Origin of the sequence: Citrobacter tructae, assembly GCF_004684345.1 — a bacterium.
Classification (GTDB): Bacteria; Pseudomonadota; Gammaproteobacteria; order Enterobacterales; family Enterobacteriaceae; genus Citrobacter; species Citrobacter tructae.
In genome coordinates, this window is record NZ_CP038469.1 from 235,708 (window position 1) to 257,320 (window position 21,613).

Below are 21,613 nucleotides of genomic sequence, written 5' to 3' on the forward strand. Positions count from 1 at the left end.
TAATTTACTGAGTCTGGTGACTGAACTATGTGGAAAACACTTCATCAACTGGCGATGCCCCCTCGGCTCTATCAGATCTGTGGCTGGTTTATCCCGTGGCTGGCGATTGCCAGCGTGGTGGTACTGATAACAGGATTGATCTGGGGATTTGGTTTCGCGCCTGCGGATTATCAGCAGGGGCAGAGCTATCGCATCATCTACCTGCACGTCCCGGCGGCAATCTGGTCGATGGGTATTTACGCATCGATGGCCGTTGCCGCGTTTATCGGCCTGATCTGGCAGATGAAAATGGCCAATCTGGCGCTGGCTGCGATGGCGCCCATTGGTGCAGTGTTTACCTTTATTGCGCTGGTGACGGGTTCCGCATGGGGCAAACCGATGTGGGGAACCTGGTGGGTCTGGGATGCCCGACTCACCTCTGAATTGGTGCTGCTGTTTCTCTACGTCGGTGCGATCGCGCTGTGGCATGCGTTTGACGATCGCCGCGTGGCGGGGCGTGCTGCCGGTATTCTGGTGCTGATTGGCGTGGTCAACTTACCGATCATTCACTACTCGGTAGAGTGGTGGAATACGCTGCATCAGGGGTCGACCCGTATGCAGCAAAGCATTGATCCGGCGATGCGCGCACCGCTGCGTCTGGCGATCGTCGGCTACCTGTTACTGTTTGTCACGCTGGCGCTGATGCGCATGCGTAACCTGATTTTGTTGATGGAAAAACGCCGCCCTTGGGTGAGTGAACTGATCTTAAAAAGAGGCCGCCAATGACCCCTGCATTTGCATCCTGGAGTGATTTTTTCGCGATGGGCGGTTACGCCTTGTATGTCTGGCTGGCTGTGGCGATGAGCGTTATCCCGCTGGTGGTGCTGGTGCTGCATTCTGCGTTACAACATCGCGCAATCTTACGCGGCGTAGCCCAGCAGCGAGCGAGAGAAGCGCGTATGCGTGCAGCGCAAGTGCAACGGGAGGCTGCGTGAATATTCGACGTAAAAATCGGCTATGGATAGCCTGTGCGGTACTGGCGGGCCTGGCATTGACCATCACGCTGGTGCTTTACGCGCTGCGTTCCAATATCGACTTGTTCTATACGCCGGGCGAAATACTCTACGGCAAACGTGAAACCCAGCAGATGCCAGAAGTCGGTCAACGCCTGCGCGTGGGCGGCATGGTTATGCCGGGCAGCGTGAAGCGCGACCCACAATCGCTGAAAGTAAATTTCAGCATCTATGACGCTGAAGGCGTGGTGGATGTGACGTATGAAGGCATTCTGCCGGACTTGTTCCGCGAAGGGCAGGGCGTTGTCGTTCAGGGGGAACTGGATGAGGGTAATCATGTACAGGCGAAAGAGGTCCTCGCCAAGCATGATGAGAATTACACCCCGCCGGAAGTCGAAAAAGCGATGCAGGAAAACCATCGTCGACCGGAAAGTGTTTATAAGGATAAAGCGTCATGATGCCTGAAATTGGCAATGGGCTATTGTGTCTGGCGCTCGGCGTTGCATTACTGCTCTCGGTCTATCCGCTGTGGGGCGTAGCGCGTGGCGATGTGCGGATGATGGCCTCTGCGCGGCCATTTGCCTGGCTGTTGTTTATCTGTGTGATGGGCGCGTTTCTGGTCTTGATTAACGCCTTCGTGGTTAATGACTTTACCGTGACTTACGTCGCCAGTAACTCCAATACCCAGCTTCCTGTCTGGTATCGTGTGGCGGCCACTTGGGGCGCGCATGAGGGCTCGCTGCTGCTGTGGGTGCTGCTAATGAGCGGCTGGACGTTTGCCGTGGCGCTGTTTAGTCAGCGAATGCCGCTGGATATCGTTGCCCGCGTTCTGGCTGTGATGGGGATGGTCAGCGTCGGCTTCCTGCTGTTTATCCTGTTTACCTCCAACCCGTTTGCCCGCACGCTGCCCAACTTCCCTATTGAAGGGCGCGACCTGAATCCGCTGTTGCAGGATCCAGGGCTTATTTTCCATCCACCGCTGCTGTACATGGGCTATGTCGGTTTCTCTGTGGCGTTTGCATTTGCCATTGCTGCGCTGATGAGTGGGCGGCTGGACAGCACATTCGCCCGTTTTTCGCGTCCGTGGACGCTGGCGGCGTGGGTGTTTCTGACGTTGGGTATTGTGCTCGGTTCGGCCTGGGCCTACTACGAGTTGGGCTGGGGCGGCTGGTGGTTCTGGGACCCGGTCGAAAACGCCTCGTTTATGCCATGGCTGGTGGGAACGGCGTTGATGCACTCTCTGTCGGTAACCGAACAACGCGCCAGCTTTAAGGCCTGGACGCTGCTGCTTTCGATCTGCGCATTTTCTCTGTGTCTGTTAGGGACATTCCTTGTACGTTCGGGCGTGCTGGTGTCGGTGCATGCCTTCGCCTCCGATCCGTCACGCGGGATGTTCATCTTGGCCTTTATGGTGCTGGTGATTGGCGGCTCACTGCTGCTGTTTGCGGTACGCGGACATAAGGTTCGCTCGCGGGTCAATAACGCGCTGTGGTCGCGTGAATCGCTGCTGCTGGGGAACAACGTTCTGCTGATTGCCGCCATGCTGGTGGTGCTGCTGGGAACGCTACTGCCGCTGGTGCACAAACAACTGGGACTGGGCAGTATTTCAATTGGCGAACCGTTCTTCAATACCATGTTCACCTGGCTGATGGCGCCGTTCGCGCTGTTGCTGGGGATTGGGCCACTGGTACGCTGGGGACGCGACCGACCACGTAAACTGAAAACGTTGCTGATTATCGCGTTTGTTACCACGCTGGTACTGTCCGTGTTGCTGCCGTGGCTGCTCGAAGATCGTATTGCCGCCATGACTGTCGTAGGTATGGCAATGGCATGCTGGATATTTGTGCTGGCAATGTCTGAGGCGTTCCTGCGTATTTCTCGGGGAACGAAGCTGACGCCAAGCTACTGGGGCATGGTATCGGGTCACGTGGGACTGGCTGTTACCATTGTCGGTATTGCCTTTAGCCAGAACTACAGCGTTGAGCGTGATGTGCGCATGAAGGCGGGCGATAGCGTCGGTATTCATGATTATCAGTTCACTTTCCGCGAAGTGAAAGATATCACCGGACCTAACTATCGTGGCGGCGTTGCTATTATTGGCGTTACCCGTGACGGTAAACCAGAAGCGACGCTGCATGCGGAAAAACGTTTTTATAACAGCACCAGCTCAATGATGACCGAAGCGGCCATTGACGGCGGGTTTACCCGTGACCTTTACGCGGCGTTGGGCGAAGAACTCGACAACGGCGCGTGGGCCGTGCGTCTGTATTATAAACCGTTTATTCGCTGGATTTGGGCTGGAGGGTTACTGATGGCGCTGGGTGGGTTGTTCTGCCTGTTTGATCCACGCTATCGCCAGCGCACGCGTCCCCGCACTGCCGGGCAAGAAAAAGCGCCGGAGGCTGTATGAAGCGCAACGCACTGTTAATTCCGTTTATTATTTTTCTCATCATTGCGGCGGCGCTGCTGTGGCAGTTGGCGCGTAACGCGCAGGGAGACGATCCCACCAATCTGGAGTCAGCGCTGATCGGTAAACCGGTGCCGACATTCCGCCTCGAGTCGCTGGAGAACCCGGGACAGCATTATCAGGCCGACGTGCTGACGCAGGGCAAACCGGTACTGCTTAACGTCTGGGCGACCTGGTGTCCAACCTGTCGCGCTGAGCATCAGTATTTGAACCAGCTTTCTGCACAGGGAATTCGGGTGGTGGGTCTGAACTATAAAGATGACCGTCAGAAAGCCGTCGTCTGGCTGAAAGAGCTGGGTAATCCGTATGCGCTGAGCCTGTTTGACGGCGACGGGATGCTTGGTCTGGATCTGGGGGTGTACGGCGCACCGGAAACGTTCCTGATCGACGGTAAAGGTATTATTCGCTACCGCCATGCCGGTGATTTAAACGCCAGGGTGTGGGAGAGCGAGATTAAACCGTTGTGGGATAAGTACGGTAAGGAGGCTGCGCAATGAGATTTTTACTGGGCGTGCTGATGCTGATTGTCTCTGGTTCGGCGCTGGCGACTATCGACGTGATGCAGTTTAAGGACGAAGCGCAGGAGCAGCAGTTTCGCCAGCTTACCGAGCAGTTGCGCTGCCCGAAGTGTCAAAATAACAGCATTGCTGATTCTAACTCGATGATTGCCACCGACCTGCGCCAGAAAGTTTATGAGCTGATGCAGGAAGGGAAAAGCCAGAAAGAGATCGTTGATTACATGGTTGCGCGTTACGGTAACTTCGTGACCTACGATCCGCCGCTGACGCCGTTAACCGTGCTGCTGTGGGTGATGCCGCTGGTGGCGATTAGTCTGGGGGGCTGGATTATTTTTGCCCGCTCCCGCCGTCGCGTACGACTTAAGCAGGAAGAGTTTCCTGACGATATCACGCCGGATGGCACGAGGGGCGGATGGTGGCTATTTGCACCAGGCGTAGTGATTGCGCTGGCGGTAGGCGCGGTAAGTTATTACCAAACGGGTAATTATCAGCAGGTGAAAGTCTGGCAACAGGCTACCGCCCAGGCACCCGCGCTGCTGGAACGCGCGTTGGATCCGAAAGCTGAGCCGCTGAATGAAGAAGACATGACGCGTCTGGCGCTGGGATTGCGTACACGCTTGCAAGCCGACCCTGCCAACGTTGAAGGTTGGATCATGCTTGGGCGTATTGGCATGGTATTAGGAAACGCCAGTACGGCGACCGAAGCCTACGCTAACGCTTACCGGCTGGATCCTAAAAATAGCGATGCGGCGCTGGGCTATGCGGAAGCGTTGACCCGTTCCTCCGATCCGGACGATAACCGTCGGGGAGGGGAGTTGTTAAGTCAACTGGTCAGGAGCGATCATGCCAATGTACGCGTTCTGAGCATGTATGCGTTTAATGCGTTTGAGCAGCAGCGCTTCGGTGAAGCGGTCGCCGCGTGGGAGATGATGCTGAAATTATTACCTGCCAACGACACCCGCCGGTCGGTGATTGAGCGCAGCATTAAACAGGCGATGGAGCAGCTGTCGCCGCAGGAAAAGTAGGTGCTAAAAATGCCCGGTAAGCAGCAGCGAATCGGGCATTTCCTGGCTACTGCAAGCCGCGCGTTTGCAGGAAAAGGATAGTGGCGGCAACGCGAGAACGCACATTGAGCTTGCGCAGCAGATTGCGAATATGCACTTTCACCGTTTGTTCGGAAATATTCAGTACTGACGCGATCTGTTTGTTAGATAGCCCCTGAGCCAACTCGTGTAAAACATCCAGTTCACGTTCGGTAAGCATGCTGAACGGATCTTCTTGTGCGCCAAACAGGTCACGTTCTCGCAGGTAGTTGCTGACGCGTTCGCTAAAGGCTTTACCGCCTTTGGCACCGCTGCGAATGGCCTCAAGCAGAACTTCCGGATCGCTGTCTTTTAGTAAATAACCGTCAGCGCCAGCATCAATTAAGGCGTACACATCGTTGGCGGAATCCGACACGGTTAGAATGATAATTTGTGCCGTGACGCCATCCCGACGCAGCGCATTCAGAGTATCTAGCCCACTCATACCTTTCATATTGAGGTCCAGCAGGATCACATCCAGGTCAAGCCGGTTTGCCAGATCGATAGCACTCGCACCATCACCGGCTTCGGCAACGACGTCAAATGCGCTATCCAGTTGCAATAATTGACTAATTCCTCGCCGCATAAGTGGGTGGTCGTCAACAATCAGCACCCGAAAAGGCGTTGCTTCAGGCATATTCTTCTCCTGAGTTTTTATTAGTATCATTATTGTTTTCAGTGCATAAATCGTCCAGATTCATCGCACTGATAAGAGGATAAATTTTACCCCAATTTCAGCATGGGTAAGTAGTAAAACCTGTGCAGGAAGCAATAGAAATAGCAGGGGATGCTGAATACAAGGCTCAAAAAAACCAACCGTAGAAGGTTGTTTTTTTGGGATTTTAGTCGGCACGAGAGGATTTGAATCTCCGCCCTCGACACCACATGATGGTGCGCTACCAGTTAATTAGTTTTTTTTCATAGGCTTGTCATTATTTAAAGTGTGTATGAGGCTTAAAAAATGGCAAATGCAAGAAAGTTACCTTCCGGCAAGTGGAACATTCAGAACCGTGTGAAAGGGTTCCCACAAAAGACAATTAGCCCCTTTTAGTTACGCTTGTTTCTTCTCGTTCCATGCGTCGGAATGCAAAATATTCCCATCTTTAAAGAGGTGCGTAATTTTCTCATAGCTCAAGGAAACATCTTCCATGTGTCCTGTGCCTGTTACTGATCTTGTGTCGTGCATCAGTGGGCTATGGCTAACCACTTTCACATTTTCCAAAGTGATCGTGTAGTAAATTTCCTCTTGCCCACTGTAGTTGATGCGGTAGAAATTAAACTCCGCGCTTTTCAGTGTCTGACCAGTGGCAACGGCTTTGAACAGATAAGGCGATGAACTGTCGATCTCTTTGGTGAAATTGAATGCGCAGTGTTGACGGCTCCCGGTAACTTTACCCGTTAGGGGATCTGTAGGAATGACCACGCCATGATGCAAACTGCGTAACTCAATACTTCCATCACGCCCGTGTACATCACAAGATCCCATGATTTGCGATCCGCCATCATCTTTCAAAATCAGGTGTACAGGTACAGCCATTTTTCAAACTCCTTGTAATTTAGTCGTACAACCATTTCCCGGCTTTAGCCGACTGAATAAACATATCAATTGTAAAATCAGGAACATCCACGGGATCGGGCTTCTTAAATGGGTTCCATGAATGCTTTACTTCGGGGTAGTAGGTTTCGATATTGAAAGCAGACATATCAACACCAAATTCTTTTGCAAAATCTTCGATCAATTCTTCTACATCGTCTTGATCAAGTTGCACATCAAAGTGAATGCTAGATTCTGGTGTGTAGGTGTCGTATTTCTGTTTCCTGAATATGTAAGCACCTGCACGAACAGAAAATAGGTGTAATACACGTTGTTCAATGGTATCTACCATAACTTATCGTTGCCTCTCGCTATGGTGTTGTATTCCTTCACTGAATTGTAGGTAATCTGTGAAACATCAACCAAAAGAACAACCTCACCAACTAGGGGAATAGTGCGGCCTACCCACGTTCCAACCTTCCTAACCATCCTGCGTTTTACCGTCCACGGTGTATAACCGCCGATCCACGTTGGCATTTTTAAGCCAAAAGGAAACATGCGATTACCGAACACTTTACGAACACCTTTAGAAAGTTTGGATGTTCCTTTCAAGGCTGTTTCAGGTTTCATTCTGGTTTCCTGATCGTTCATTCCAGCGTACAAGGCATAGATAGAGGCAATATCTTTAATCCCGAACTGATCAGCGGTGTTGAAGATAAAAACCATGAAGAAAAGCTCTGAGGCGGTTAGGTTGGATTTTCCCGCATAGAAGTATGTTCCGTTTAGTTCTTCAACTGTATCCATCAGTAACTCTATAGTTTTTATTGGGTTGCTCGCTAATCGTACACCTAATGCAATAGGAGAGGGGAAAGGATTTTTCCGGGAAAAGTCTGAAAGGTTGGTGATTCCTGAAAGGAATAGCTCTTAAAATCAAAGTGATTTAAGTAAAACTGAAATGAGGATAACTCCGTTCCATGGGATGCGGAGTTTGATGACTGCCCGGTGATGTGAATAGCTGAGATTCTGTTGCGTAGTGGATGTGCGGTGTCGGCATTATTCCCCGATAATTCCCCATTGTTTCCCCGTACAGAAAACAGGCATAAAAAAACCAGCCGTAAAGGCTGGTTCTTAAAGGAGTTTTTGGTCGGCACGAGAGGATTTGAACCTCCGACCCCCGACACCCCATGACGGTGCGCTACCAGGCTGCGCTACGTGCCGACGTTATGGCTGCTAATACTACTGCTTTCCACCACGAATGCAAGAGGATGCCTTGCTAACTGATTTATAATTAATCAGTTAGCAATAAATCGTTTCTCATCCGTCAGGACCTGTAGCAACAGGCTCAGTTGTGGTTTCTGGTCTTTAATTTTCTCGCCGCGCAAATCATAGGTCTGATAATTACCGTTGTTGTTGAGCACCAGCGTCATCTCTGGAGTGGTAATCGCCATCGTATTGCTGTCAGCTGCCGTTACCCAATAGTGGCGGCGCGTGGCATTGAACAGATCCTGACCCTGCGAATACTCATTTGCTGGCGTGCTGACGTGGAGCAGACGCTGCATCAGCGTGGTCATCAGGTCAGTATGATCGGTCAGGCTATTAATGCGCTGAGCGGGTGTGCCCGGCCAGTGAATCACCAGCGGTACCTGGAGATGTCCGCGCGACCAGTCGAAGCGATTCTCATCCTGCGACAGCGGTACACCCCGACCGGCGGTAATAACCACCACCGTATTGTTCAGCTTACCGGAATCTCGCAGGGCGCTCAGGACGCGGTTAATGTTCGCATCCACGTCTTGCGCGGCGCTGGCGTAGCGTTTAGCAAAGTTCTTCTGGTTGCTGTCATCAATGTTGGTCCCGTTAAAGGAGACCCATGAGAACCAGCGGTTATCTTCTTGCGCGTAGCGGCCCAGCCAGTTGATCCATTGATTCGCCGTTTGCTCGTCAGACTGTGTTTGTACACTCGGCATGGAGAAATCTGACAGCAACGCCTGACGATATAGCGGGCTGGTAAAGCCATCCGAGGAGAATAACCCCAGTTGGTAACCTTGTTGATTCAGCGCAGAGATCAGCGCGGCAGGCGTTCTGCTTGCCAGAATGCCGTCCATGTAGCTGGGTGACACGCCATAGAACAGGCCAAAAATACCGTTATCGGAGGTATTGCCGGAACTCATATGGCGCGTGAAGGAAATATTCTGCCCGGCAAATTCAGCCAGGGCGGGCATCTGTTTTTCAAAGCGCGAGTAGTTCAGACCGTCTACGGTTATCAGCAGGACGTTCTGGCCGGTACCCATATCACGATAGCGCAAATCGCTAAGTGGGTACTGCACGGAGAGCGCTTCCGGATTACCCTGTTCGACCAGGCGGCGCTGATACTCTTGCGCGTCCAGCAAACCATGTTTTTCCAGAAACTTACGCGCAGTCATCGGGTAAGACAGCGGCAGGTTTGCGCGCTGCATGGTGATCGGGCGATAGAAATTGGCATCTGCCCAGATGTACACCACATGCGAGGCGATGAACGATACGAAAAAGAAGGCGGCTAAGGGTTTCGCGAAATGACGGCGACGCGTCAGGCTGCGCAACTTTTGCCAGCTCCAGGTCGCAAACAGCATTTCTATCAGCAGAATCACCGGCACGCTGATGAACATCAACTGCCAGTCACGCGCCGTCTCATTCTGGTCAGGGTTAATGACCAACTCCCAGACAATGGGATTGAGATGCAGGTGGAAACGGGTGAAAACTTCGCTGTCAATTAACAGCAGCGTCATACCCACTGTCGCCAGGATGGCTGATAAGAATCGCATCAGCCTCTGGGACATGACGATAAACGTCAGGGGAAACAGGATCAGCAGATAGGCGGCAAACACCAAGAAGCTAAAATGCCCGACAATGCTCAGGTAAGAATAAACACGGCCTGCAAGCGTTGTCGGCCAGTCTGCGACAAACAGGTAACGGCTACCGAGCACCATGGCCAACAGAATGTTGAACAGGGCGAACCAGTGCCCCCAGCTAACCATCTGGGAGACTTTCTCACGGTAGCGCTGACGATGAGTTACCATAAACTGTTGTTCGTTTCCCCGGATCTGGCTCTTAGTGCGCTTGGTCGTCGTTTACCGAAGACTGCAATGCGCGGGCAAATGAATTCGCAATCGCCTGGCGTTGAGCCGGTGCGATGCTTGTATTGATAAGGTTAGTGACCATGTTTCCCAGAACCATCAGGGAAAGATCGGTCGGCGCCTTATGTTTTTCCAGTACGTTGAGCATTTCATTCAGCAATTGTTCAACGTGTTCATCACTATAGCGGGAAATTTGTGGCATAAATCGAAATCAGTCTGTTCATGAAAGGGCAACATATTACCGTAGCGACAGTTTTTTTTCTGCTTTTTTATCTTCTATTGCGTCACTGCCCGGCAGGTGGTTGAATACCGCCCGGTCTTAAAGGAGAGTTTATCATGAGTCTGGATATCAACCAGATTGCCCTGCACCAGCTTATCAAGCGTGATGAGCAGAACCTTGAGCTGGTCTTGCGCGATTCATTACTGGAACCGACAGCGACGGTTGTCGAGATGATGGCTGAGCTGCATCGGGTATATAGCGCCAAGAACAAAGCGTATGGCTTGTTTAGCGAAGAGAGTGAACTGGCGCAAACGCTGCGTTTGCAGCGTCAGGGTGAAGAGGATTTTCTGGCGTTCAGCCGAGCTGCAACGGGACGTCTGCGTGACGAACTGGCGAAATATCCGTTTGCTGACGGCGGCATTGTGCTGTTCTGCCATTACCGCTATCTGGCGGTAGAGTATCTGCTGGTTGCGGTGCTGAACAACTTAAGCAGTATGCGCGTGAATGAAAACCTGGATATCAACCCGACGCACTATCTGGATATTAATCATGCTGACATCGTGGCGCGTATTGATTTAACCGAGTGGGAAACCAACCCGGAGTCCACGCGTTATCTGACTTTCCTGAAAGGGCGGGTAGGGCGCAAAGTTGCCGATTTCTTTATGGATTTCCTCGGCGCCAGCGAAGGTCTGAATGCTAAAGCGCAAAACCGTGGTCTGCTGCAGGCGGTAGATGACTTCACCGCCGAAGCTCAGTTGGATAAAGCTGAACGCCAAAACGTGCGTCAGCAGGTTTATAGCTACTGCAACGAGCAGCTTCAGGCCGGTGAAGAGATTGAGTTGGAATCTCTGTCAAAAGAGCTTTCTGGCGTCAGCGAGGTTAGCTTCAGTGAATTTACCGCTGATAAAGGCTATGAGCTGGAAGAGACTTTTCCGGCAGATCGCAGTACGCTGCGTCAGTTAACTAAGTTTGCCGGTAGCGGCGGTGGGTTAACGATAAACTTCGACGCCATGCTGCTGGGCGAACGCATTTTCTGGGATCCGGCGACGGACACCCTAACCATTAAAGGTACGCCGCCTAACCTGCGCGATCAGCTACAGCGTCGCACATCGGGCGGGAAATAGACGCGTAGGCCGGATGGCGGCATAAACGCCAGATCCGGCCTGCGAATTGCCTGGCATCTGAATCAAAAAATGCCATAAAAAAAACCCCGCCGAGGCGGGGTTTTTCTTCAACTTGTTGGCGATTACGCGCGAACGAAGTCGATGTGAGCCAGTTTCGGCTTGAACGGGTGACGCTGTACAGCCTGAGCTTTAACTTTAACTTCTTTACCGTCAACAACGATGGTCAGAACTTCGCTGTAAAATTCAGCTTTAGCTTGCATGTTCATGATTGAATCGTGATCCAGTTCGATAGCAATCGGGGCTTCTGCGCCACCATAGATGATTGCCGGGAACTTGTTAGCGGTACGCAGGCGGCGGCTCGCACCCTTACCCTGCTCTTTACGTACTTCAGCGTTGATAGTAAACATTTAAATCTCTCTTTAATAATTCCTGCTACAGGCGACCCAGCAACAGGTAAGTGATCTGCTTTGCGTATGCAAAAGCGGGCGAGATTCTATCCTCAAATGGCGGGTACATCAATCAAAAGTACGATTAACCGCGTAATTCATGTGCCCGTCGGAAGCGACCTTCGTAATCGAAGACCTTTTCACGTACCTGCCAGTACTGGCCTTTCATTCGTGCGACAACGAAATCGGGATGGCGCAACAGCGCCTGCTGTACCAGGATATCGGCGGCGGTTATCCAGCGTAAAGGGATGCCGGGCGTTCGGGTGTGCGGGCGAATAAACAGTTGTTCAAATGCAGTGCGCTGTGCGGGCGTGTGCAAGCGAAAACGTTCGCTGACGTCGGCACCATCCTCGTCATAATAGGTAATTCTCAGCCATTCGCCTTTGTCATCCTGACCATGTTGTAACGCCATACCGCTACAGCGCAGGACCAGCGCATCCTTGAGCCTGAGCGCCGCTTTCAGCATATCGTCCGGATCGACCAGCACGGTATCGCATTCCCGACAGCGGCGAGCGGCAATGTCATTTTCTGCATTGCACTGCGGACAGTTTTTAAAACGAAAACGGAAATCACACTGTTCGCGATGACCATCATCATCTTCAAACCACCCTTGGCAGCGGCGGCCAAAGTGTTCGATCAGCGTGCCATCGGCTGCAGTCTTTCCCCAGAAGGTGTTAGCAAACCCGCAGGCAGGGCAGAATACCTGCACCGGGACGTTGTCGCTTTTCCCTTTTGGCGCGCCTACTTCCGGGGAGTACAGATCATGAGGGTTACCTGCGTAGTCGAGAATCAGGCAATCTGTTTTTCCCGGAGCAAGGCGCAGTCCACGCCCGACGATTTGTTGGTACAGACTGACTGACTCAGTAGGGCGCAGAATGGCGATGAGGTCGACATGCGGTGCATCGAAGCCGGTCGTCAACACGGCCACGTTGACCAGATAGCGAAAACGCTGGGCTTTGAAGTCTTCAATCAACACATCTCGCTCAGCGCCTGGCGTGTCGCCGGTGATCAGTGCGGCATCATCAGCAGGCAGCAGGCCAACAATCTCTTTAGCGTGCTCCACGGTAGCGGCGAAAATCATGACGCCTTTACGCGTCTCGGCAAACTCGACAATCTGGCTGATGATATGCGGCGTTATCCGCTGCTGTTTTTTCAGCTCATGGTTAAGGTCGGCTTCGCTGAACAAACCATTACTCTGTGCCTGCAGGCGGCTGAAGTCATATTGGACGACCGGCATGTCGAGGCGCTCGGGCGGCGTTAGATAGCCGTGTTTAATCATGTAGCGCAGCGGCAACTCGTAAATACAGTCGCGAAATAGCGCTTTTTCATCGCCGCGTACCATGCCGTGATAATGAAAATGGTAAATCCAGCCTTTGCCGAGGCGAAAAGGCGTGGCGGTAAGCCCGAGCAGACGTATGTGAGGATTGACGTGAGTCAGGTGAGTCAGGATTTGCTGATATTGGCTCTCTTCGTCGTCACCAATACGATGACATTCATCGACGATGAGCAGGGAAAACTCTCCCTGAAACGCGTCCAAATTACGTGCCACCGACTGTACGCTACCGAAAACCACTTTCCCGTGGCTCTCTTTTTTATTCAGACCGGCGGCAAAAATATCGGCTTCAAGCCCCAGTGCGCTGTATTTGGCATGGTTCTGCGCGACCAGTTCTTTTACATGCGCCAGCACTAATACACGTCCGCGCGCCACGCGTGCCAGTTCGGCAATGACCAGGCTTTTACCTGCCCCGGTTGGCAGAACGATGACCGCAGGCGTGCGGTGGTGGCGAAAATGGTTGAGCGTGGCATCCACGGCTTCTTTTTGGTAAGGACGAAGTGTAAAAGTCATGGTCTCACTACGGTAGGCAATAACAACGAATAGTATGCCACGAATCTTTTTCTCTTGAGGGAAGTTGTTAGCCCGCTATACTGAGCGGAAAACGGCTCCACTTTTCGGGCATAACGCTCGATTCCCGTATTGTTACAGGCAAAATCACACTCATGCGACTTGATAAATTTATCGCTCAGCAACTCGGCGTCAGCCGCGCTATTGCCGGGCGTGAAATCCGTGGTAACCGTGTTACCGTCGATGGCGAAATCGTCAGAAATTCCGCGTTTAAACTGTTGCCAGAACATGACGTCGAATACGACGGCAATTCACTGGCTCAGCAAAATGGCCCACGCTATTTTATGCTCAATAAACCTCAGGGCTATGTGTGTTCAACGGAAGATCCGGATCACCCGACGGTGCTCTATTTCCTTGATGAGCCTGTCGCGCACAAGCTGCATGCGGCAGGGCGTCTGGATATCGACACCACCGGACTGGTACTGATGACCGATGATGGTCAGTGGTCACACCGCATCACCTCGCCGCGTCACCATTGTGAAAAAACCTATCTGGTGACGCTGGAATCACCGGTGGCGGAAGATACCGCCGAACAGTTTACTCGTGGCGTACAGTTGCATAACGAGAAAGATCTGACGAAACCGGCGGTGCTGGAAGTTATTACACCAACGCAGGTGCGTTTGACCATCAGCGAAGGGCGCTATCATCAGGTTAAGCGTATGTTTGCCGCTGTGGGTAACCACGTTGTGGAACTGCACCGTGAGCGAATCGGCGCCATCAAGCTTGATGACGATCTTGCGCCCGGTGAATACCGTCCCTTGACCGAAGAAGAAATCGCCAGCGTTAACTTAACCCCTCGTTAATTTCAGGAGCTAAATGTGACCACCCGGCAGAACTCTTCAATTGCCATTGTTTTTATCCTTGGCTTGTTGGCCATGTTAATGCCGTTGTCGATTGATATGTATCTTCCGGCGCTGCCGGTGATCTCTGCTCAGTTTGGCGTGCCTGCGGGTAGTGCGCAAATGACCCTCAGTACTTATATTCTGGGGTTTGCGGTGGGGCAGTTGATCTACGGCCCCATGGCAGACAGCATTGGGCGTAAGCCGGTGATTCTGGGGGGAACGCTGGTGTTTGCGGCGGCGGCAGTCGCCTGCGCGCTGGCACAAACTATCGATCAATTGATCACTATGCGTTTCTTCCATGGCCTGGCAGCTGCGGCGGCGAGCGTGGTGATCAACGCCCTGATGCGTGATATTTATCCGAAAGAAGAGTTTTCACGCATGATGTCCTTCGTCATGCTGGTCACGACAATTGCACCGCTACTGGCGCCGATTGTCGGGGGCTGGGTGCTGGTTTGGTTAAGCTGGCACTACATCTTTTGGATCCTGGCCGTGGCGGCGATCCTGGCTTCGGTGATGATCTTTACGCTTATCAAAGAAACTTTGCCCGTTGAGCGACGTCAGCCGTTTCGCTTACGCACCACAATGGGCAATTTCGCCTCGCTGTTTCGCCATAAACGTGTATTGAGTTATATGCTGGCCAGCGGGTTTAGCTTTGCCGGGATGTTCTCATTTCTCAGTGCCGGTCCCTTTGTCTACATTGAGATCAACCATGTTTCACCGCAGAATTTCGGCTATTACTTTGCGCTGAACATCGTTTTCCTGTTTGTGATGACCATTATCAACAGCCGCTTTGTTCGTCGGGTTGGGGCATTGAATATGTTCCGCACCGGGCTGTGGATCCAGTTTGTGATGGCGGGTTGGATGGTATTTAGCGCGCTGTTCGGGGTAGGCTTCTGGGCGCTGGTGGCCGGCGTTGCGGCGTTTGTCGGATGCGTATCGATGGTGTCATCTAACGCGATGGCAGTGATCCTCGATGAGTTTCCGCATATGGCCGGAACAGCGTCATCGCTGGCGGGAACTTTCCGTTTTGGCATTGGCGCGATTGTTGGCGCACTGCTGTCACTGGCGACCTTTAACTCGGCGTGGCCGATGATCTGGACGATTGCATTTTGTGCGACCTGTTCAATTCTTTTCTATCTCTACGCAAGCCGTGCCAAAAAAACGGTGATCTAATACACAACCTGGAGGCCATAAGGCTTCCAGAGTTGATGTACATCAACCCCAAATCTATCATTCCCCCCAGCAATGTTTATTTTATGTAAAATCAATTTATGTAAAAAGTCACATCATTGTAGTTAAAAAGGTTGAGTTAGATCGCAGAAACGCGTACATATAGCCCGGAAATATGCCAGAACTGTTGAATAAATTTAAATACTGGGTTCTGAAAGTGGCATAAGGACAGGGTGTAAACGTTTACGAACTGTCTAAAGACGTGTTGTCAATGATGTGTTAATATTGATGTAAAATAATTGTGAAGTGATTGTACTTCCAGGGAAAGAAAGTGATGACATTACAACTCTCAATCGTTCATCGTCTGCCGCAGTGCTATCGCTGGTCGGTGGGTTTCGCAGGTTCAAAAGTTGAACCGATTCCGCAAAACGGTCAGAGCAATGAAAACAGTCTGGTGGCCCTTAAATTGCTTAGCCCGGACGGCGATAGCGCGTGGTCGGTGATGCATAAACTCAGCCAGGCGTTGAGCGACATTGAAGTCCCGTGTTCCGTGCTGGAATGCGAAGGGGAGCCGTGTCTGTTTGTGAACCGTCAGGATGAATTTGCGGCGACCTGCAGACTGAAAAATTTCGGCGTAGCCATCGCAGAGCCTTTTTCAAACAACAATCCATTTTGAGCGTCAGCTTAGCGCGAGCAGCTGACGCGTATAGGCCTGTTGTGGCGCGTTAAATACGTGCTCGCATTGCCCCTGCTCCACGACCTCTCCTTGCCGTAGCACAATAACCTGATGGCATAACGCGCGTACTACATGCAAATCGTGGCTGATGAAAATATAGGCCAGGCGATGTTTCTGTTGTAATGACTTAAGCAACGTCAGGATTTGCGCTTGTACGGTTCTGTCGAGTGACGACGTTGGTTCATCCAGAATGATCAGCGATGGTTTTAAAATCAGCGCTCTGGCAATTGCAATACGTTGACGCTGACCACCGGAAAACTCCGCAGGATAACGATGTCGTGTTTCGCTATCCAGACCCACTTCTGCCATCACCGATTTTACCTGCGCTTCGCGTTGTTCGGCGGATAGCGCTGGCTGGTGAACGCGTAGTCCCTCCTCAATAATCTGTAACACGCTCAGGCGCGGGTTCAGCGACGAGTTAGGGTCCTGAAAGACAACCTGAATGCGGTGGCGTATCGGCAACAGCTGGCGACGATTTAAGGTGTGCAGTGCCAGACCGTCGAACACAATGCGTCCTTGTGAGGCGATGAGCCTCAGTAGAGCCAGACCGGTAGTACTTTTCCCCGAGCCTGATTCGCCGACCAAACCCAAGGTTTCCCCCGGCTTTAACGTAAAGCTGACGTTGTTGACCACCACGTTATGGTCCACCACGCGCTTAAGAAGCCCTTTACGGATAGGAAAAGCGACGCGAAGTTGCTCCACTTCCAGCAAGGGCGATTCTCCGGCGGGTAAAGGCACCGGATCGCCAGAAGGCTCACTGTTTAATAGTCTCTGCGTGTAGGGATGCGTTGGCGCAGAGAGCAGCAACGCGGCACGATTTTGCTCAACGCACTGACCGTTTTGCATCACCGCAACGGTGTCCGCCAGCTTTTTCACGATACTGAGATTATGGGTGATGAACAGCAGGCCCATATTCAGCTCGCGCTGGAGTTCGCGCAGCAGTTGTAAGATTTGTGCCTGCACGGAAACATCCAATGCGGTGGTAGGCTCGTCGGCGATCAGCAATTCAGGGCGTGTGAGCAGCGCCATAGCTATCATCACGCGCTGGCGCTCGCCACCGGAAAGCTGGTGTGGATAATCCGCCAGGCGTTTGGCGGCCTGGCGGATCCCGACGCGATCCAGACAGGTCAAAATCTCTGCCCGTGCGGCTTCCCGACGCATTCCCCGATGCAGCGACAGCACCTCATAGAGCTGTTTTTCCAGGGTGTGCAGCGGGTTAAGTGACACCATTGGTTCCTGGAAAATCATGGCGATTTTATTGCCCCGCACGCCGCGTAGCGTTTGCTCGCTGGCGTGGAGTAATGATTCCCCTTTAAAGCGGATATCACCGGCAAGGTAGACCACAGGAGGTGTGGGGAGCAAACGTAAAATCGAGAGTGCGGTGACGCTTTTTCCGGAGCCGGACTCGCCTACCAGCGCCAGGGTTTGCCCAGCATCTACTTGCAAAGAAAGCGTATTCACCACGGTACGCACGGTACCCTGGTGGCGAAAACCGACCGATAAATTGTCAATGGCTAACAGAGATTGCGTCATCTTATACCGCCTTGTTGGGATCAAACGCGTCGCGTACTGCTTCACCAATGAAGATCAGCAGCGATAACAACAGGGCTACCGATACGAATGCGGTGATCCCAAGCCACGGTGCCTGTAAGTTGTTTTTACCCTGCAACAGCAACTCTCCCAGCGACGGGGAACCGAGTGGTAAGCCGAACCCCAGAAAATCCAGCGAGGTGAGCGTGGTAATTGAGCTACATAAAATAAACGGCAAAAAGGTCAGGGTGGCAACCATCGCATTCGGCAGCATGTGGCGCAGGATAATGCCGCGATCGCTCACGCCGAGCGCCTGTGCGGCACGGATATAATCAAAATTTCGCGTACGTAAAAACTCCGCGCGTACGACACCAACAAGGCTCATCCAGCCAAACAGCACCGTAATTGCCAATAACCACCAGAAGTTGGGTTGAACGACGCTTGAGAGCAGGATTATCAAAAACAGTGTCGGCATGCCGGACCAGACTTCAATGAAACGCTGTCCCCACAGGTCCATCTTTCCGCCGTAATACCCCTGTAGCGCACCGGCCATGACGCCCATGACGCTGGAACACAGGGTTAACATCAAACCAAACAGGATGGAAATGCGGGTCCCGTAGAGGATGCGCGCCAGTACGTCACCACCGTTGGCATCCGTACCCAGCCAGTTTTGTGCAGACGGTGGAGAAGGGAAGGGCGTGTCGGTAGAAAAGTTGATGCTGGTGGCACCAAAGCGCACAGGTGCCCACAGGATCCACCCCTGGCTTTCCAGACGCTGCTGCAACCACGGATCCTGATAATCTGCTTTGGTGGCTAACGGGCCGCCGAAGTCACTTTCACTGTAGTTTTTGACCAATGGAAAATACCAACTGCCGTCATAGCGCACCAGCAGCGGTTTATCATTGGCAATCAGCTCGGAGCACAGGCTGAGGCCGAACAGCAGCAGAAAAATCCACAACGACCAGTAGCCGCGGCGATTATGGCGAAAACGCGCCCAGCGGGCCTGATTGACGGGGCTTAATCGCGACATTAGCGTCCCTCAAAATCAATACGAGGATCGACCAGCGTATAGCTGATATCGCTGAGGATATTGAGCAGCAGGCCAATCAGAGTGAAGATATAGAGTGTGCCAAACATCACCGGATAGTCGCGTGACACGGTCGATTCATAGCCCAGCAATCCAAGCCCATTTAGCGAGAACATTACTTCTATCAGCAGCGAGCCGGTGAAGAACATGCTGATAAACGTGGCTGGAAAACCGGCAATCACCAGCAGCATGGCGTTGCGAAATACGTGTTTGCGCAAAATATTTTTCTCGCTAACGCCTTTGGCTCGCGCGGTGACGACATACTGTTTGCGAACCTCATCCAGAAAGGAGTTTTTGGTCAGCATTGTTAGTGCGGCAAACCCGCCAACCACCGTTGCCAGTACCGGTAGGGTAATATGCCACAGATAATCGGTGATTTTCTGATACCACGGCAGGGCGTCAAAATTGGCGGAAACCAGACCGCGTAGCGGGAAGAGGTCGTAATAGCTGCCGCCGGCAAAGAAGACGATCAATAAAATGGCGAACAGGAAGGCGGGGATGGCATAGCCGATGATAATAAATGCGCTGCTCCACACGTCAAAGCGGCTGCCGTTGTACACCGCTTTGCGGATCCCCAGCGGGATCGACACCAGATAGATGATAAGCGTGCTCCATAATCCCAGCGTGACGGACACGGGCAGGCTGTCTTTGATTAACGTGAGCACCGACGCGCTACGAAACAGGCTGTCGCCAAAATCGAAGCGAATATAATCCCAGAGCATCTTGAAGTAACGTTCGTGAATTGGCTTATCGAATCCGTAGCGACGGGTGATCTCGGCGATCACTTCCGGATCCAGTCCCCGGCCACCGCGATAATTACTGTCGCTAATATTCCCGACGCCGGTTTGCGCGTGGCTGGCACGAACGCCTTCACTGCCTGCGCCCGGCAACGCGCCACTTTGCCCGAATTCAATGGCGGCGACGGCCTGCTCGACCGGACCGCCGGGGGCGATCTGCACGATAAAAAAGTTGATGGTAATGATTGCCCAGAGCGTCGGGATCACCAGCAGTAGCCGCCTAAACAGATACGCGCCCATTTATTCCCCTTGTCGTCTGGCGGCGGGAAGCTTTGCCGCTTTGTTGACGTCATACCACCAGTTTTCTATGCCAATGGTATAAATCGGGCGAACGGCAGGCTGTGAAAATTTATCCCACCATGCCAGCCGGTCTTCGGCCATAAACCACATCGGCAACATGTAATAATTCCAGGTCAACACCCTGTCCAGCGCCCGTCCCAGCGGGATAAGTTTTTCTTTATTACCCTGTGCCGCAATGATCTGGCTAATCAGTTTATCGATGACGGGGCTTTGCACGCCGGGGGCGTTATAGCTGGAATCAATATATTCGGAGGCCCACAGTATTTGCAGATCCGAACTTGGCCACGGCATTGCACGATACAGTCTTGGCATCATGTCATAGTCGCGGTTACGCAGGCGGTTAGTGATTTGCGAGTTATCGACCTGGCGGATGTTCATCGTAATGCCCAGCCGCTGCAGGTTGTGCTGGAATGGCAATACCCATTGGCTGTTACTGCCAGCCGGAAGCAGCAGTTCAAAGGTCAGCGCTTTGCCGCTGATGCTGTTGACTCGCTGTTGGCCCTTCAGTACCCATCCCGCTTTTTCCAGTAGAGTACTGGCCTTCAGCAGGTTTTCACGATCGTAACCATCGCCTTTTGACGTGGGTGGCTGATAGATTTGGCTGAAGACCTCCGGAGGCAGATCTTTTTTCATCGGGGCGAGTAACACCAGTTCATCCGCATCGGGGTAATTTTTGGCGGCATACTCGGTATTTTGGAAATAGCTGTTCGTCCGGCTCCAGGCATTATAAAACAACGCCTTGTTCATCCATTCAAAATCAAAGGCCAGCGTGATCGCCTCACGTACACGCCGGTCGTTGAACACCGGACGCTGGATGTTAAACGCTAACCAGCGCGTATCCTGCGCCGATTCATTTTTTTGTTCAGCTTTGACGATGTAATGTTTAGCGAAGTTCTTGCCGGTGTAACGTGTTGCCCAGTTTTTGGCATCGTTCTCGAGACGCAGGTCAAATGCCCCGGCCTTAAACGCTTCAAAGGCCACGTTATCATCAAGGTAATAGTCATAGCGGATGGTATCAAAGTTCCAGCGTCCGCGATTAACTGGCAGGTTAGCGGCCCAGTAATCTTTGACGCGCGAATAGACAATATACTGCCCCATTTTCCACTGGGTGATGCGGTAAGGTCCGCTGGCAAGTGGAGGAGATGACAACGGATCGCTGAGTTTGTGATCTTTCCAGTATTTCTCTGGCATCACCGGTAATGAGAATAGGCTGAGCATGTCCTCTTTGCCTGGCTTGGCTAACTCAATACGTACAGTTAACGGCGCGATCGCTTTGACGGTCGTTCCTTTGTATACCAGACGAAACTGTGGCACACCTTCGGTCATGAATTTGTGGAAGGTAAAGGCGACGTCGCGGGCGGTGATCGGCGACCCATCGTGAAAATGCGCGCGCGGGTTGATAGCGATTTCGACCCATGAATAGTCGTCAGCGTAGCGTGCGCTGTCGGCGATGAGCGGGTAGTAGCTGCCGGGTTCATCATCGGAAGTGGTAAACAGGGCATCGTAAAGTGATTCGGTACGGGCCCCTGGATTGCCGCGCATTGAATAGCGGTTGAAATTATCGAAGGTGCCGATAGATGAGAGCGTAATTTGTCCCCCTTTGGGGGCCGCGGGGTTTACATAGTCGAAGTGAGTAAAATTGAACGCGTACTTGGGTTCGCCCAGTACGGAAAACGCATAGCTTTCTTTGATGGACTGAGCCTGAGCGCTAAAACCGATGACGGCGAAAAATAGCAGCAGTACGCGAGCGATCAT

The 21,613-nt window shown here is 52.4% G+C and carries 22 protein-coding genes and 1 tRNA gene; 10 read left to right on the forward strand and 13 right to left on the reverse strand.

Annotated elements, in window-relative coordinates:
• Positions 1–27: 27 nt before the first annotated feature.
• From E4Z61_RS01695 to E4Z61_RS01720, 6 genes are read left to right on the forward strand one after another with little or no spacing between them, the layout of a single operon-like run.
• Entirely contained in the window at positions 28–765 is a 738-nt protein-coding gene (locus E4Z61_RS01695) for a heme ABC transporter permease (RefSeq protein ID WP_135321248.1), read from the forward strand.
• The gene (gene ccmD, locus E4Z61_RS01700) at positions 762–974 is read left to right on the forward strand and encodes a heme exporter protein CcmD (RefSeq protein WP_020996676.1); all 213 of its coding nucleotides are present in this window, start codon (positions 762–764) and stop codon (positions 972–974) included. The genes E4Z61_RS01695 and ccmD overlap by 4 nt, the downstream gene beginning before the upstream one ends.
• Positions 971–1,450: a cytochrome c maturation protein CcmE gene (gene ccmE / locus E4Z61_RS01705; protein ID WP_135321249.1), complete on the forward strand. Its 480-nt coding sequence runs from the start codon at positions 971–973 to the stop codon at positions 1,448–1,450. The genes ccmD and ccmE overlap by 4 nt, the downstream gene beginning before the upstream one ends.
• Complete coding sequence (locus E4Z61_RS01710) at positions 1,447–3,402, forward strand: heme lyase CcmF/NrfE family subunit (protein WP_135321250.1); 1,956 nt, start codon at positions 1,447–1,449, stop codon at positions 3,400–3,402. The genes ccmE and E4Z61_RS01710 overlap by 4 nt, the downstream gene beginning before the upstream one ends.
• A complete protein-coding gene (gene dsbE, locus E4Z61_RS01715) occupies positions 3,399–3,956 on the forward strand; it encodes a thiol:disulfide interchange protein DsbE (RefSeq protein ID WP_135321251.1) in 558 nt (185 codons plus the stop codon). Before E4Z61_RS01710 ends, dsbE begins: the two co-directional genes overlap by 4 nt.
• Entirely contained in the window at positions 3,953–5,002 is a 1,050-nt protein-coding gene (locus tag E4Z61_RS01720; protein WP_135321252.1) for a cytochrome c-type biogenesis protein CcmH, read from the forward strand. Before dsbE ends, E4Z61_RS01720 begins: the two co-directional genes overlap by 4 nt.
• A 46-nt stretch (positions 5,003–5,048) precedes the next feature.
• On the opposite strand, the gene narP is transcribed toward E4Z61_RS01720, so the two are convergent.
• From narP to E4Z61_RS01760, 7 genes are all read right to left on the reverse strand, one after another.
• The gene (narP, locus tag E4Z61_RS01725) at positions 5,049–5,696 is read right to left on the reverse strand and encodes a nitrate/nitrite response regulator protein NarP (RefSeq protein ID WP_135321253.1); all 648 of its coding nucleotides are present in this window, start codon (positions 5,694–5,696) and stop codon (positions 5,049–5,051) included.
• 414 nt (positions 5,697–6,110) lie between these two features.
• A complete protein-coding gene (locus E4Z61_RS01735; protein WP_135321254.1) occupies positions 6,111–6,596 on the reverse strand; it encodes an Hcp family type VI secretion system effector in 486 nt (161 codons plus the stop codon).
• Positions 6,597–6,615: 19 nt separating this feature from the next.
• The gene (locus tag E4Z61_RS01740) at positions 6,616–6,945 is read right to left on the reverse strand and encodes a DUF1493 family protein (RefSeq protein ID WP_135321255.1); all 330 of its coding nucleotides are present in this window, start codon (positions 6,943–6,945) and stop codon (positions 6,616–6,618) included.
• Entirely contained in the window at positions 6,939–7,397 is a 459-nt protein-coding gene (locus tag E4Z61_RS01745; RefSeq protein ID WP_135321256.1) for an STM2901 family protein, read from the reverse strand. The genes E4Z61_RS01740 and E4Z61_RS01745 overlap by 7 nt, the downstream gene beginning before the upstream one ends.
• Positions 7,398–7,734: 337 nt before the next feature.
• Positions 7,735–7,811 (reverse strand) — tRNA-Pro (locus E4Z61_RS01750).
• Between the two features lie 74 nt (positions 7,812–7,885).
• Complete coding sequence (gene yejM, locus E4Z61_RS01755) at positions 7,886–9,646, reverse strand: LPS biosynthesis-modulating metalloenzyme YejM (RefSeq protein ID WP_135321257.1); 1,761 nt, start codon at positions 9,644–9,646, stop codon at positions 7,886–7,888.
• Between the two features lie 31 nt (positions 9,647–9,677).
• Positions 9,678–9,905 carry a YejL family protein gene (locus tag E4Z61_RS01760; protein WP_003027506.1) on the reverse strand — a complete coding sequence of 76 codons (228 nt, stop codon included), beginning with the start codon at positions 9,903–9,905 and terminating at the stop codon, positions 9,678–9,680.
• Between the two features lie 134 nt (positions 9,906–10,039).
• Between E4Z61_RS01760 and yejK the strand changes: the two genes are divergently transcribed.
• The gene (yejK, locus tag E4Z61_RS01765) at positions 10,040–11,047 is read left to right on the forward strand and encodes a nucleoid-associated protein YejK (RefSeq protein ID WP_135321258.1); all 1,008 of its coding nucleotides are present in this window, start codon (positions 10,040–10,042) and stop codon (positions 11,045–11,047) included.
• Between the two features lie 122 nt (positions 11,048–11,169).
• Here yejK and rplY read toward each other — a convergent pair whose 3' ends face one another.
• Both rplY and radD read right to left on the reverse strand, forming a co-directional pair.
• Complete coding sequence (rplY, locus tag E4Z61_RS01770; RefSeq protein ID WP_045445132.1) at positions 11,170–11,454, reverse strand: 50S ribosomal protein L25; 285 nt, start codon at positions 11,452–11,454, stop codon at positions 11,170–11,172.
• 124 nt (positions 11,455–11,578) lie between these two features.
• Positions 11,579–13,339 (reverse strand): DNA repair helicase RadD, encoded by a 1,761-nt coding sequence (radD, locus tag E4Z61_RS01775; protein ID WP_135321259.1) that lies wholly within the window; start codon positions 13,337–13,339, stop codon positions 11,579–11,581.
• Positions 13,340–13,491: 152 nt separating this feature from the next.
• Between radD and rsuA the strand changes: the two genes are divergently transcribed.
• The 3 genes from rsuA (at position 13,492) to E4Z61_RS01790 (ending at position 16,084) form a co-directional block, all read left to right on the forward strand.
• The gene (gene rsuA, locus E4Z61_RS01780) at positions 13,492–14,199 is read left to right on the forward strand and encodes a 16S rRNA pseudouridine(516) synthase RsuA (RefSeq protein WP_135321260.1); all 708 of its coding nucleotides are present in this window, start codon (positions 13,492–13,494) and stop codon (positions 14,197–14,199) included.
• 15 nt (positions 14,200–14,214) lie between these two features.
• Positions 14,215–15,411, forward strand: coding sequence for a Bcr/CflA family multidrug efflux MFS transporter (locus E4Z61_RS01785; protein WP_135321261.1), 1,197 nt, complete (start codon positions 14,215–14,217; stop codon positions 15,409–15,411).
• Between the two features lie 328 nt (positions 15,412–15,739).
• Positions 15,740–16,084: a YejG family protein gene (locus tag E4Z61_RS01790; RefSeq protein WP_029139605.1), complete on the forward strand. Its 345-nt coding sequence runs from the start codon at positions 15,740–15,742 to the stop codon at positions 16,082–16,084.
• Between the two features lie 3 nt (positions 16,085–16,087).
• Here E4Z61_RS01790 and yejF read toward each other — a convergent pair whose 3' ends face one another.
• The 4 genes from yejF to E4Z61_RS01810 are packed head-to-tail and all read right to left on the reverse strand — an operon-like array spanning position 16,088 to position 21,613.
• Positions 16,088–17,677: a microcin C ABC transporter ATP-binding protein YejF gene (gene yejF / locus E4Z61_RS01795; RefSeq protein ID WP_135321262.1), complete on the reverse strand. Its 1,590-nt coding sequence runs from the start codon at positions 17,675–17,677 to the stop codon at positions 16,088–16,090.
• Position 17,678: 1 nt separating this feature from the next.
• Positions 17,679–18,704, reverse strand: coding sequence for an ABC transporter permease (locus tag E4Z61_RS01800; protein WP_135321263.1), 1,026 nt, complete (start codon positions 18,702–18,704; stop codon positions 17,679–17,681).
• Positions 18,704–19,798 (reverse strand): microcin C ABC transporter permease YejB, encoded by a 1,095-nt coding sequence (locus tag E4Z61_RS01805; RefSeq protein WP_135321264.1) that lies wholly within the window; start codon positions 19,796–19,798, stop codon positions 18,704–18,706. The genes E4Z61_RS01800 and E4Z61_RS01805 overlap by 1 nt, the downstream gene beginning before the upstream one ends.
• Entirely contained in the window at positions 19,799–21,613 is a 1,815-nt protein-coding gene (locus E4Z61_RS01810) for an extracellular solute-binding protein (protein WP_135321265.1), read from the reverse strand. It lies immediately after the preceding gene.